At 39.1% G+C, this 14,133-nt stretch carries 13 protein-coding genes; all 13 read left to right on the forward strand.

Annotated features, from left to right (window positions below):
• The first annotated feature begins 157 nt into the window (after positions 1-157).
• The 13 genes from thiT to HMPREF1151_RS07210 all read left to right on the forward strand — a co-directional run bounded on the left by thiT (position 158) and on the right by HMPREF1151_RS07210 (position 14,126).
• A complete protein-coding gene (thiT, locus tag HMPREF1151_RS07150; protein ID WP_009661612.1) occupies positions 158-688 on the forward strand; it encodes an energy-coupled thiamine transporter ThiT in 531 nt (176 codons plus the stop codon).
• Entirely contained in the window at positions 681-1,805 is a 1,125-nt protein-coding gene (locus HMPREF1151_RS07155; protein WP_009661567.1) for a molybdopterin-guanine dinucleotide biosynthesis protein MobB, read from the forward strand. Before thiT ends, HMPREF1151_RS07155 begins: the two co-directional genes overlap by 8 nt.
• Positions 1,786-3,021 (forward strand): molybdopterin molybdotransferase MoeA, encoded by a 1,236-nt coding sequence (locus HMPREF1151_RS07160; protein WP_009661558.1) that lies wholly within the window; start codon positions 1,786-1,788, stop codon positions 3,019-3,021. The genes HMPREF1151_RS07155 and HMPREF1151_RS07160 overlap by 20 nt, the downstream gene beginning before the upstream one ends.
• Positions 3,022-3,317: 296 nt before the next feature.
• The gene (locus HMPREF1151_RS07165; protein WP_038141502.1) at positions 3,318-4,340 is read left to right on the forward strand and encodes an AraC family transcriptional regulator; all 1,023 of its coding nucleotides are present in this window, start codon (positions 3,318-3,320) and stop codon (positions 4,338-4,340) included.
• 342 nt (positions 4,341-4,682) lie between these two features.
• Positions 4,683-4,949: a membrane protein gene (locus HMPREF1151_RS07170; RefSeq protein WP_005377360.1), complete on the forward strand. Its 267-nt coding sequence runs from the start codon at positions 4,683-4,685 to the stop codon at positions 4,947-4,949.
• Between the two features lie 168 nt (positions 4,950-5,117).
• Positions 5,118-6,146: an AraC family transcriptional regulator gene (locus HMPREF1151_RS07175; RefSeq protein ID WP_038141504.1), complete on the forward strand. Its 1,029-nt coding sequence runs from the start codon at positions 5,118-5,120 to the stop codon at positions 6,144-6,146.
• A gap of 385 nt (positions 6,147-6,531) precedes the next feature.
• The gene (gene ttdA / locus HMPREF1151_RS07180; RefSeq protein ID WP_009661565.1) at positions 6,532-7,434 is read left to right on the forward strand and encodes a L(+)-tartrate dehydratase subunit alpha; all 903 of its coding nucleotides are present in this window, start codon (positions 6,532-6,534) and stop codon (positions 7,432-7,434) included.
• Complete coding sequence (gene ttdB, locus HMPREF1151_RS07185) at positions 7,434-8,045, forward strand: L(+)-tartrate dehydratase subunit beta (RefSeq protein WP_005377424.1); 612 nt, start codon at positions 7,434-7,436, stop codon at positions 8,043-8,045. The genes ttdA and ttdB overlap by 1 nt, the downstream gene beginning before the upstream one ends.
• Before the next feature lie 102 nt (positions 8,046-8,147).
• The gene (locus tag HMPREF1151_RS07190) at positions 8,148-9,416 is read left to right on the forward strand and encodes an SLC13 family permease (RefSeq protein WP_009661549.1); all 1,269 of its coding nucleotides are present in this window, start codon (positions 8,148-8,150) and stop codon (positions 9,414-9,416) included.
• Positions 9,417-9,651: 235 nt separating this feature from the next.
• Positions 9,652-11,322 carry a formate--tetrahydrofolate ligase gene (locus HMPREF1151_RS07195; RefSeq protein ID WP_009661586.1) on the forward strand — a complete coding sequence of 557 codons (1,671 nt, stop codon included), beginning with the start codon at positions 9,652-9,654 and terminating at the stop codon, positions 11,320-11,322.
• Positions 11,323-11,408: 86 nt separating this feature from the next.
• Positions 11,409-12,026, forward strand: a complete 618-nt coding sequence (locus HMPREF1151_RS07200; protein WP_009661606.1) for a cyclodeaminase/cyclohydrolase family protein — start codon at positions 11,409-11,411, stop codon at positions 12,024-12,026.
• Between the two features lie 163 nt (positions 12,027-12,189).
• Positions 12,190-13,512, forward strand: coding sequence for a nucleobase:cation symporter-2 family protein (locus HMPREF1151_RS07205; protein WP_009661604.1), 1,323 nt, complete (start codon positions 12,190-12,192; stop codon positions 13,510-13,512).
• Between the two features lie 173 nt (positions 13,513-13,685).
• Positions 13,686-14,126 carry an MOSC domain-containing protein gene (locus HMPREF1151_RS07210; RefSeq protein WP_009661571.1) on the forward strand — a complete coding sequence of 147 codons (441 nt, stop codon included), beginning with the start codon at positions 13,686-13,688 and terminating at the stop codon, positions 14,124-14,126.
• Positions 14,127-14,133: the final 7 nt, after the last annotated feature.

Consider the following 14,133-nt stretch of genomic DNA (forward strand, 5'->3'; position numbering starts at 1 on the left):
CTGTACCATTATACTGAATTTGTTTTCAATTTTCAATACATTCCGAATATTAAAAACACTCATATAGTTATTATACAATTTTATAGGTAGCTTGTCTGTACATTTTCTCTATGTTCAGCCCATTATATAAACATTATATTAATAGGAGGTTATTTTAATGGAACATTCCAAGACACGCATGATAGCAGAAGCTGGTGTAGCTATTGCTATTGCACAAGTATTATCTTTTATTACACTTTTTCATATGCCACAAGGCGGTTCCATTAAGGCCGCGTCCATGGTACCTCTCATGATTTTTGCCTATCGCTGGGGCGGTACGCGTGGTATTTTGGCTGGCGTTGTATATGGTATACTTCATTTCTTGCTCGGTTTTAAATCATCTATCCATTATCTCAGCATCATCTTAGACTATCTTGTAGCCTATGGTGTTATTGGTGTGTGTGGATATTTTAAGGACAATACTACCGGTCTTATTAGTGGATCTATTGTTGCCATTGCGCTTCGCTGGTTTGCGTCCGTAACAAGTGGTGCCGTTGTGTTTGCTAGCTATGCGCCGCAAGGTCAAAACCCATGGATTTACTCTATGATTTATAATGCATCTTATATGGTGCCAGATGGAATTCTTAATATTATCGTGTTGTTGTTTGTTTACCAAGGGGTAAAAAGAGGGTTGAGACGCGGTGCTTAATTTAGGCGTAATTATTTTGGCCGGTGGCCTAAGTTCCCGCATGGGATATCCTAAGGCTTTATTGCCTTGGACGAATGGTGAAAGCCTCATTTCTCATGCGTTGCGCAATGCATTAGAACATGATGCTAATGATATTCTCATTTCTATTGGTGATGATGAAAGTCTAGGTCAAGCCATTCAAGCTAATATTATCGACACATTGTCGAATAAAGAAAAAGAAAAAGTTTCTATCGTTCGGGATTCTGTTCCTCGAAGTGGTCCGTTAGGCGGATTATATAGCACATTGGCCGTAGGCAAGAGTCATGCCTATGCGGTGTTAGCCGTAGATATGCCATTTATGGACTTTAATTTATATTACGATTGGCTCTATCAAGTAGAGGGCGATGACTGGCATGTGATTGTGCCTGTTGGTGAAAGCGGACGCTATGAGCCGATGGCGGGGATATATAAGCCATCCATTGCTCCATTATTGCAAACTGCTTTAGCTGGAGACGATGTGTCCTTGCATCATGCATTAGATATTGTAAGACCTGTGGTAACTATCGATGTAGGTGATTCCTGTCATCATTTACGCAATGTGAATCATGTAGAGGATTATAAGTGGGCCCGCGCAGAGGCTGTTAATGCGAATCGTCATGTTCCACTTATCAGCGTGGTTGCTGAAAAACGTAAGACTGGTAAAACTACGGTGGTAACGCGACTCGTTAAGGAATTAGAACGAATTGGGTTCTCTGTAGGCGTTGTAAAAAGCGATAAACATGGCTTTCACATGGATTATGAAGGAACCGATACGGATCTTGCTATGAAAGCAGGCGCCACAGCTGTAGCCATTGCAGGCCCATCGGAAACAGCCATACGCATTCGCACTGAAAAACAATCTAGTCTGTATGATTTGGTACAGCAATTACCTGTAGATATTGCTATACTAGAAACGAGATCTCAAGGTATATTTCCGATTGTAGAGGTAACCCGAGAGGGATATACAGAATCGCTGATATCCAGTGATATAGAACGCGTAGAAACTATCGAGGTTACTGAATTAGATCAATGTTTACCAGCGTTGGTATGTCAAATACAAAGTATGATGAGGAATTTAGATGATAGCCGTTACTGTTGATGAAGCGCTTCATTTGTGGAATGAGGCTTTACGAGAACAACATCATAGCATCGAATCCGTTGCCGTTGGCGACGCAAAAGGATGTGTGTTGTCCGAAGATGTTTTGGCACCGACTGATGTGCCCGCTTTTCATAAATCTGCTATGGATGGCTATGCATTAGCCTATGAGTCTGGTCGCGATGAATATATTGTGGATGGTATTATTGGTGCCGGTGTTGTATGGGATAAGCCCGTAACAACAGGCCATGCCGTACGTATTATGACCGGTGCTCCTGTACCAAGTACATGTGATACAGTTATCATGCAAGAACAAGTAAAAGGAACTGGTGAAGTAGGGACTATAATTACTATACAAGGTACGCAACAAAAGGGTAGCCATATTATCCCTCGTGGTGAAGAATGTTCCGCAGGGACCGTTGTCATACCAAAGGGGACAGAAATAACCTCTACAGTACAGACTATTTTAACTGGTTTAGGGTATACGGATGTATCTGTGTATGCAATGCCACGTGTTCTCGTTCTTACATCGGGCCATGAAGTTATTGAACCGGGCGAACCGTTGGCTGCTGGGAAAATCTACAACTCTAATCGTATGATGATCTGCAGCTTGCTAGATGATTTAGGGTTCCGTCATATCACACATTATCATGTAAGCGATGCACCGGATAAATTAGACTCAGAAATTGCACGCGTTCTTGAACTCGGTGAACAAGCCGATATCATCATCAGCTCGGGCGGTGTATCTGTAGGCATGTTTGACACCATGCCTCTTATATATGAAAAATTAGGTGCTAAGACCCTATATGAACGCATCCAAATGCGACCTGGCGCAGCCTCCTATGGTGCAGTTACCCCTAAAGGCCAACTTATCTTTGGCTTATCCGGTAATCCCGGTGCTGCCTTTAATGGTTGGCACCTACTAGTGGTTCCAATATTGCGTAGATATAAAGGTATTAAAAATTGGTCTACCCCAGTACTTAATTGTGTGATGGATTGTGACCTGTCTAAACGCAATGCCTTTGATCGCTACGTGCAAGGCAAGGTCATATTCGGTGATGGACAACCGCGTTTTGTGGCAAATCGTCACTTTAATAGCAGTAGTATGCTCGGATTATATACCGTTAACGCTTTAGCCTGCATTCCTCAAGGTGTGCACGAAGTACACGAAGGGGATATATTTAAGGTGTATTTGCTAGGCCTCTTACCAACAATATAATAAATTGCAAGGGACTCATGTATGAGTCCCTTTTTAAATTAGAACAGGCCTGTACTAATTCTGGGTCCATATGTATAGGCTCGTTACAAATAGAACAGGCGTGTACTAATTCTAGGACTGCATGTATAGGCTCATCGCGAATAGAACAGGCCTGTACTAATTTTGGGAACAGTATGTATCGGAATCGATATTAAAAAATAAAGATGATATTGACCGTAATTGAATGAATATATCATAATTAAAGCATCTCTTTGATTGGAACGAGATGCTTTTTGCATATGGAGCGGTTAGATGCTATGGATTATTTCGATTATACCTATAAGCACAATTATATAGAGTTTACCAGTAGTATATATAAGGTTGGTACTTATACATACAATTGGCACGGGGGAACAGAGATTTTTATTCTCTTAAAGGGTCGTGTTGAGATGCGTTGTAATGATGAGGTTTTTACGATGGAACCTCTTGATGTTGTTATTATTTCTCTTCAGGTGGGGCATTCAACACTCGCTCTTGAAGAGGATGTGGTTGCCTTTGTTATTCAAGTAGGTAATGAATTTTATCAACAGTATGATTCGGATTTTGGTATGTATGAGTTTGTTATTCGTTCGGATGCGAGCACACGTCGTAATGAATTTTTTACGACATTACGCCATCATGCGGCCATGACGATGTTGTTAATGAATAAAGGTGAAAACCCAATTCATCGTATGTGGATAGAGCATCATTACTTGGCTTTAGCGGGGGATGTATTTAGAGAATTTGATCCAGTCAAAAAAATTCATGAAAATGCAAGACCTGGTGATATTAAACCGGCTACCTTTGATAAAATGATTGAGTATATCGACGAACATTACCAACAAAAGTTAGAACTAGAAGATATTGCGAGAATAGGTGGCTATAATGTGGCCTATACATCACAATTCTTTAAACGGCAAATGGGCATTTCTTTTGTGGACTATGTGTTGCGGTTGAGACTGCGAGATGCTACGACACAATTAACTAGTACGGATGAGGCTGTTGCAAGGATTGCAAGTAGTTGTGGATTTGCAGATATCAAGGCCTTTAATGTAGCTTTCAAAAAGCATTTTCATATGACGCCAACAGAATATCGTAAGCAAGTGAAAGAAATTGGACGTAAAACAATGGTACAAGATTCTAAGGAAATTATTTCGGTTGAAAATCAAGATGTACTAGACCTATTACAATCCTTCTTGTCTTATGAAGATGATGCTAGAGCAAAGGTGGAGTTAGAGTACATGAGCCACAAGCTAGAATCATTGAAAGCGAAGCTTGCCGATGTTGTTAGCGAATTATAATTACTATCTATTGTATGGTGTGGCAATGATGGAACTTTTGCTGTTCATGCAAAATATTTTTGGTAGCATATAGAAAAATTAGACCTAGGTGATTTTCTATATATTTAAAAATCATATATTTCTTAGAAGAGCATTACTGTTGATAAGTAGTGCTCTTTTTATAGGAAAATCTATAGATTTTAGATTAATCAAAATGAGAAAAATAGTGATGATTCCATATGTTTTTTATGATTTTACCTAACAAATTACCTTTTAATATGGATAGTTATATCGACCAAAACGAGTAGAATATGATTCATCAGATAACAAACCCGTATTGAGTTACTAATTTTGGAGGATATAATGACTCGTATTAAATTCATGGAAAATGTAGGTAAAGTTGCAACAGTTACAGCAGTAGCAATGTATGTATCTTATTTCCCACAAATTATGAACAACCTAGCTCATCCAGGCACCGGTGATTGGATCCAACCATTAGTAGCAGCTATCAACTGCACATTATGGGTAGCATATGGCTTGTTTAAAGAACATAGAGATATTCCAGTTGCATTGGCCAATGCACCAGGCATCTTCTTCGGTTTAGCAGCAGCTATTACAGCTCTTATGTAATTTTCTACATAAGCATTTCACATCGAGTTCTCTTTCGTGGGACTTGATGTAACTTAATCAATAAATAATCTTAAAATACTGTTGACCGTTTTTAATTATATATATCATAATAAATGCATCCCTTGGATTTATTAGGGATGCATTTTTATGTTAGAAGATGAGGTAATTATGGATTACTTTTACTATACATATAAACATAATCATATAGATTTCAGTAGCCATATATACAAGGTTAGTACTTATCATTACAACTGGCATGGAGAAACGGAAATTCTTATTTTGCTAAAGGGCCGTATCGAGATGAGTTGTAATAGTGAGGTTTTCACAATGGAACCTCTCGACTCTATCATTATTTCTCCTCAAGTGGGGCACGCTACGTTGGCATTAGAGCAGGATACGACGGCATTGGTTATTCATGTAGGTAAGGATTTCTTTCAACAATTTGATCCGAACTTTGGAATGTATCAATTTGTGATACGCTCTGATAAGTCTAATCGGCATAATCCGTTCTTTACCTCTTTACGACATCACGCAGCCATGATGATGTTGATTAAGTCTAATGGTGAAAGCCCCATTAATCAGATGTGGTTAGAACATCACTATTTAGCATTAGCCAGTGAGGTATATGATGAAATTGATGCGGTTAAGTCTATTCATGTACATTCTAAGCCTGTTGATATGACGGTGGCTACCTTTGATAAGATGATTGCCTATATAGATAAAAATTATCAGCAAAAGATTGAATTAGAAGATATTGCCCAAATTGGTGGCTATAATGTGAACTATACATCTCAGTTCTTTAAACGCCAATTAGGCGTTTCCTTTTTAGAGTATCTCTTGCGGATGAGGCTAAGGGAGGCTACAGTTCGTTTAGCTAATTCTGATGATGGGGTTGCTCATATTGCAAGTAGTTGTGGCTTTGCAGATATTAAAGCCTTTAATGTTGCCTTTAAAAAGCACTTTCATACGACACCATCAGAATATCGTAAGCAAGCAAAAGAGTTAGGGCGTAAGACCAAATTACATGATTGGAAAGAGATTATATCTACACAAGAGGAAGATATTGTAGAACTACTACAATCTTGTTTGCCTTATGAACATGATTCTAGTTATAAGTTAAAGCTAGAGGAAGCGAATCAAAAATTACAAGTTGTTAGAGAACAGATTGAATCTGTTGTTAAAAAATTACAATCCTAACCTTAATTAGTACAGCCATTGTAAATTGTTATAATTTTATGGCTTTGCGTTTTAAATTTAGGGAGATATACAATCATTAGGTATAGGTGATTTTGTATATTCAAAAGTAATTGGTCATTAGATCCTGAAAGAGCACTACTTTTTGATAGGTAGTGCTCTTTTTGTGCTTGTATATAGGTTAAATTGTATATTTTGTATGCGTTAAAATTTACTTATATAGGTGATTCATTATGATTGTATAGGGATTTCACTCTCAAAAATCAACTTGTATATTGGATAGTTATATCCTGAAAAAAGAGTATAATGAAATCATTGAAAGGAGCTAAGGTTCCGATACAAAATAAATGCTAAGTTTTAAATAATGAAGTCCTGTTGGAGGTTTACGATGAGTACGAAAGAACAACAAGTACAAGAGATGACGAATGTCATTGCTAAGTTCATTGCTTATATGGCAAAGAAATTACCTGATGATGTGGAAGCTAAAATTAAAGAATTGGCAGCCGATGAAAAGAATCCATTAGCTAAAACAATTTATGAAACGATGCATAAAAATATGAATCTTGCGTATGAATTGAATCGTCCTTCTTGCCAAGATACAGGAGTATTGCAATTCTGGGTGAAGGTTGGTTCTAATTATCCATTAATCGGTGAATTGGAAGAAATTTTGCGCAATGCCACATATCAAGCTACGCAAGATGCGCCACTTCGTCATAACTGTGTAGAAACATTTGATGAATTCAATACTGGTAAAAATATTGGTCGCACTGCACCTTACATTACATGGGATATCGTACCTGATCGTGATGATGTAGAAATTTTCCCATATATGGCTGGTGGCGGTTGCTCCTTGCCAGGATCTGGTAAAACATTGATGCCAGGCGAAGGTTATGAAGGGGTAGCTAAATTCGTATTGGACTTGATGACAAGTTATGGTTTGAATGCATGTCCTCCATTATTGGTTGGTGTAGGTATTGCTACATCCATCGATACAGCAGCAACTATGTCTAAAAAAGCGTTGATGCGCCCTGTATCCTCCAAAGCAGATAATGAAAAAGCAGCGTACATGGAACAATTACTTGAAGACGGTATTAACGCATTGCACCTTGGACCTCAAGGTATGGGTGGTGACAAATCCGTAATGGGCGTAAATATCGAACATGGTTCTCGTCATCCATCTGTAATTTCCGTAGCTGTAAACGTTGGTTGTTGGAACCATCGTCGCGGTCATGTAGTTTTTGATAAAGACGGTAAGTACGAAATTTTATCTCACAAAGGAGTGACATTCTAATGGCTAAACATATTTTGACAACACCAATTCAAGCATCTGATCTTAAAGGAATTAAAGCAGGGGATATTATTTACTTAAATGGTCATATCACAACATGCCGTGATGTTGCTCATCGTCGTCTCGTCGAATATGGACGGGAGTTACCAGTGGATGTTCGCAACGGTGCTATCCTACATGCAGGTCCAATCGTACGCGATCATGGTGACGATAAATTTGAAATGATTTCCGTAGGTCCTACTACATCTATGCGTATGGAAAAATTCGAGTACGAATTTGTAAAACAAACCGGTGTACGCCTTATCGTTGGTAAAGGTGGCATGGGTCCTGAAACAACTCGTGCATGTAAAGATTTTGGTGCTCTTCACTGTGTATTCCCAGCAGGTAATGCCGTACTTGCTGCTACAGAAGTAGAAGAAATCGAATCTGCGAACTGGCGTGAACTCGGTATGCCTGAAACCTTGTGGACTTGTCGTGTAAAAGAATTTGGTCCGCTCATCGTATCCATCGATGCGGAAGGGAATAACTACTTTGAAAATAAAAAAGTAGAATACAATGCGAAGAAAGATGAAGTGTTAGAAGAGATTTATAAACACGTAAGCTTCATTAAATAATCGAATTGTGATCTTCAATTTAATAGGGGGATTATACGGATTTTGTACAATCCTCCTTTTTTGTACCCTTTTTTAGGGATTTACACGTATTGGGAGGTATGTATGGATACGAGTGTAATGATAACTCTTGGCTTCTTGGTATTTGCCATCGTCATGTTTGCATGGGAGAAAATCCCATTATCTATTACTGCTATGGTTGTAGCAGTAGGTTTGCACTTAAGTGGAGTCTTATCCGCTAAAGAAGCATTCGCCGGTTTTGTAGATCCAAATGTCTTACTATTTATGGGCATGTTTGTTATTGGTGAAGCCTTCTTTGCAACTGGTGTAGCAGTGGGTGTAGGTAATGTAGTTCATAAGTTTGCCAAAACTGAAACGTCTTTGCTCGTTGCTGTTATGATGATTACAGGTATATTATCTGGTTTCTTATCTAATACTGGTACAGCTGCTGTACTAATTCCTGTAATTATTGGTATTTGTAAAAAAAGTGGTTTTAAACAAACTAAATTATTGATGCCTCTTGTATTTGCTGCAGCTATGGGTGGTAATATTTCACTTATCGGCGCTCCTGGCAATATGATTGCGCAAGCGGGCTTACAACAAGCGGGCCTAGGCTCTTTTGGTTTCTTTGATTATGGTCTAGTAGGTTTGCCAATTCTAATTGTTGGTACTATTTTCTATGCTACAATTGGTAAACGTTTCTTACCAGATGCTCCAAGTCATCAACCAGATGGTGCCTTTGAAGGCAATGAAGATTATAGCCATATACCGTCTTGGAAAAAATGGACTTCAGCACTTGTATTGATTTTGACAGTTGGTGCTATGATCTTTGAAAAACAATTGGGCGTAAAACTTTATGTGAGTGCCTGGGTAGGTGCTCTTGTATTAGTAGCTACAAATGTTATTAGTGAAACAGCGGCTGTAAAATCTATCGATATGAAAACAATCATGCTCTTCGCTGGCTCTATGGCCCTTGGGGATGCAATGGTTAAAACAGGTACTGGTTCTGTAATTGCAGATGTTATCGTAAATAGCCTTGGTGCTAGTCCATCTCCAATTGTTGTTCTAGTAGTAATCTTTGTGCTTGGTGTGTTCATGACGAACTTCATGTCTAATACTGCTACCTGTGCATTATTGGTACCAATCGGTCTTAGCTTAGCATCTCAATTGGGATTTGATCCAAAAGCGGTGCTTGCAGCTATCGTAATCGCTAGTTCCTTAGCGTATGCTACCCCAATTGGTATGCCTGCGAATACTATGGTATATAATATAGCTGGTTATAGCTTCATGGACTATGTGAAAGCTGGTTTACCACTCATTGTCGTGTCTAGTATTGTAGCATTAGTATTATTGCCAATCCTATTCCCGTTCTAATATGTACAAAGTAATTTTATATAGTAAGTGATATTAAACCGTCACCGTTGGTGGCGGTTTTATTTTGTTGAACTCCTTAGACTATGTGTGCCTTAGCCTATTGATTAGAAAAAGCAATATACATATAAGTAAGAAATGATTAGACATAATCCGCACTTTCACATATAATAGAAAGGTAACGAGTGTACAAATATACATTCACAGTAGACAAAACAGGTGGATATGAGGAGGAATTATGCTTACCGATATTGAAATAGCTCAACAAAATAAGATGGAAAAAATTCAGGTTATTGCTGATAAATGTGGTCTTACGCCTGATGATATAGAGCAATATGGTCATTATAAGGCAAAAATTTCCTTTGATGCCATTAAGCGTTTAGAAAATAAAAAAGACGGGAAATTAGTTCTCGTTACGGCTATTACACCAACGCCAGCAGGGGAAGGTAAATCTACGACCTCCATTGGTTTGGTGCAAGCATTAAATAAAATTGGTAAGAAGGCTATCGCCGCACTTCGCGAGCCATCATTGGGACCTGTGTTCGGTATCAAGGGCGGCGCTGCTGGCGGTGGCTATGCCCAAGTTGTACCAATGGATGATATTAATCTTCATTTTACCGGTGATATGCACGCCATTACAGCGGCAAATAATTTGTTGTCCGCTATGATTGATAATCACATCCACCAAGGTAATGAGCTCCAAATCGATTTGCGTCAAATTTCTTGGACACGTGTTCTCGATATGAATGATCGTGCATTGCGCAATGTAACTGTCGCAATGGGGGGCAAGGTATGTGGTTTCCCTCGGGAAGATCATTTTATGATTACCGTTGCCTCTGAAATCATGGCCGTTTTATGTTTAGCTAAGGATTTAGAAGATTTAAAAGCGCGTTTTGGTCGCATCGTTATCGGCCCTAATCTTAAGGGTGAACCGGTGTATGTACATCAACTCGGATGTGAAGGTGCGATGGCACTTCTTATGAAAGATGCTATTAAACCAAATCTTGTACAAACATTGGAACATACGCCTGCCATTGTTCATGGCGGTCCATTTGCCAATATTGCACATGGTTGTAACTCCGTGGTGGCTACAAAACTCGGCATGAAACTTGGTGATATCGTGGTGACAGAAGCTGGATTCGGCGCTGATCTAGGAGCAGAAAAGTTCCTCGACATTAAATGCCGTTATGGCAATATCTTCCCAAATGCTGTTGTCATCGTCGCTACATTGCGCGCTCTTAAAATGCATGGCGGCGTGTCAAAACAAGAATTAAATACAGAAAACGTAGAGGCTGTAACAAAGGGCTTTAGCAATTTGCGTAAAGCTATTGAAAATATGCGCTTCTTCGGTGTACCTGTTATGGTTGCCATCAATAAATTCGTTACTGATACGGATGCAGAAATTGCGGAGTTAACTCGTTTGTGCAATGACTATGGCGTGCCTGTAGAGCTCAATGAATGTTGGGAAAAAGGTGGCGAAGGCGGTATCGATATGGCTAAACGCGTTGTGGAACTCGTGGAAGGCAGCGAACCAACACCTAAATTCGTATACGAATTAACAGATAGTATTGAAGATAAAATTAGTAAAATCGTTCGCACTATTTACGGCGGTGATGGCGTTACATTTGGGGCAAAGGCGAAAAAACAAATCGCTCAATTAAAAGACTGGGGCCTTGATAATCTACCTGTTTGTATGGCAAAAACGCAATATTCCTTGTCCGATAACTCAGCTCTATTAGGAGCACCAACAGGCTTTACAATCAATGTAACGGATATTCGCGTTGCTAATGGTGCAGGATTCCTCGTATGCCGCACAAGTGATGTTATGGTTATGCCAGGTTTACCTAAACGTCCTGCTGCACTTAACATGGATATTGATGCGGACGGCACTATTAAAGGCTTATTCTAATAATATGGTATTGTAATCGACATAGTATTTTTATTGACATAGTATACAGAGGGGGCGATGGCCCCTTTTGTTATTGAGGAGTATATATGGATTTATTGACGAGTTCTGTAAAAGATTTTGTAGCGGCAACCGCTTCAAAGGAGCCAACTCCAGGTGGCGGTGCTATTGCAGCATTGACGGCCGCCACAGGTGCAGCGTTAGCTGAAATGGTAGCGAATTTAACCTTTGATAAAAAAGGGTACGAAGATGTGCAAGAGGAGATGCATCTTTTACAACAAAAAGCAGAGTTTATTCGAGAAAAAGCGATTTCACTAGCACAAGCAGATGCTAATGTATTTAATTTGTTTATGGATGCCTTGGCATTGCCAAAAAATACAGATGAAGAAAAATTAGCGCGTACTGCTGCGATTCAACAGGCTTATAAGGATGCGGCTAATGTACCTTTAGAAATAGGCATGATTAGTTATGAAATATTTGATCTTGCCTATGTTGCGGCTACGAAGGGCAACCAAAATCTCATTACCGATGGTATTATTGCAGCTATTAATGCAAGAGCTGCGGTAAAGGCAGCCTTTTTAAATGTGCGTATCAATATATCTGGCATTAAGGATGAAAGCTATGTAGCTGATTTGAAAGCGCAAATGAATCAAATAGAATCTGAACTAGACGAAAGGGAAGCATCCGTTTTAGCCTTGTACAAATAAATGGACGATAACATACTTTTACACTAAGAATGTTCGGGAAAAAATAAAATAGAAAGCCTTAGAAAATAAAATTTCTAAGGTTTTTCTTTTTCTATTGTTAAAATCCGAATAATAACGTAGAATATAAGTGTAATGTTTGTAGTTTAGAAAACAGGAGACCATTATGTCAGAACAAAACAATACTGTTGACTCTATGTTGCCAATACCTAAGCTGTTTGCCTATGGTTTACAACACGTATTAGCAATGTATGCCGGTGCTGTAGCGGTACCAATCATTATTGCGCAAGCTATGCATTTGCCTGTAGAGGACTTAATTCGACTTATTACAGCGGACTTATTTACTTGCGGTATTGCCACACTTATTCAAACATTAGGGTTTGGCAATATTGGTGGTCGTATCCCGATGATTCAAGGTGTAACCTTTGCCTCTGTTGGACCTATGGCCATGATCGGGGCCCAACATGGTATGACCGCCATTTACGGTGCCATCATCATAGCCGGTATTTTTACATTCTTAGTAGCACCATTTTTTAGTCGTTTGATTCGACTTTTCCCACCTGTTGTAACAGGCACCATTATTACAATCATTGGTATTAACCTCATGCCTGTAGCTGTAAACTGGATGGGGGGCGGTGTAGGCAATCCGCAGTTTGGTAGTCTTACCAATATCGGTCTCGGATTCCTTACATTCTTAATCGTTATCTTTACTTATAAATTTGCCAAAGGTTTTCTTGGTAATCTTTCTGTTTTAATTGGTCTTATTGGTGGTACGGCTATTGCCTTTGCCATGGGTGTAGCCAATTTTGCTGAGGTTGGCAAAGCTCATTGGCTGGCTGTTATTGAACCATTATACTTTGGATTACCAACATTTGATTGGGCCTCTGTTATTTCCATGGTAGTTGTTATGCTCGTTGTTATGGTTGAAACAACTGGTGATAGTATCGCAATCGGTGAAATCGTAGATAAAAAAATCGATCGTAAGGAATTGGCATCCATTATCCGTGCCGATGGTCTTTCCACTGTTATTGGTGGTATTCTTAACAGTTTCCCATATACAGCATTTGCTCAAAACGTTGGTCTTATCGCTGTAACACGCGTTAAAAGTCGTTTTGTAGTAGCTGCATCTGGTGTAATCTTAATTCTATTAGGCTTATTCCCTAAATTGGCGGCTGTTGTAGCAAGCATTCCAAATGCAGTGCTCGGTGGTGCTGGTATTGCCATGTTTGGTATGATTATTGCTAGCGGTATCCGTTCTCTTGGTAAAGTTAATTTTGATGGCAATCAAAACTTGATGCTTGTGGCGATTAGTATCGGTGTTTCCATGATTCCTATCGCTGCACCAACATTCTATGCGCATTTCCCAGCATGGGCTCAAATTTTATTAAAATCTGGTATTACATTCGGTAGTATCATGGCTATCCTCCTTAACCTATTGCTCAATGGCGTGAACAAGGGCGATGAATTCAAAGAAATGGGTCGTCGTTAATCGGCTTTCACCATTATTAATACTAAGAACTCTACTCGTAGTGGGTAGGGTTCTTTTTTTGAAAGTAATAATCTCCAAATAGTGACTAAACTCACAGGGGTTACACCTATATACTATGGTATAATAAATTGATAAATTTAGATAATTTGTTCCCATAAGAAGGGAAGGAGTTTATGGCTGAAGGTAAGATTATTGCCATCTCGATTAGCGAGAAAAAAGGGCAAAAGAAACATAATATTGAATCTGCCAATCTCATCGTAGATCACGGCATGGAAGGCGATGCACACGCAGGTAATTGGCATCGCCAAATTAGTTTACTCGGCATTAAAAGTATTGAGCATATGCGTGAAAAAGGGGCCGATGTAAAACCTGGTGATTTTGCTGAAAATATCACCGTCGAAGGCATTGTTTTGTATGATTTACCGGTCGGTACGAAATTACAACTAGGTCCTGAGGTGTTATTAGAGGTCACACAAATTGGTAAAGAATGTCATCATGGTTGTGAAATTATGAAACAAGTTGGATCTTGTATTATGCCTACGCAAGGAATTTTTGGTAAAGTTCTAAAAAATGGTACAATTAACGTAGGTGATGACGTATCCATTATTAAATAAGGATGTA

The sequence above is a fragment of the Veillonella sp. ACP1 genome, from assembly GCF_000286635.1.
In the GTDB taxonomy this organism is placed as follows: domain Bacteria; phylum Bacillota; class Negativicutes; order Veillonellales; family Veillonellaceae; genus Veillonella; species Veillonella atypica.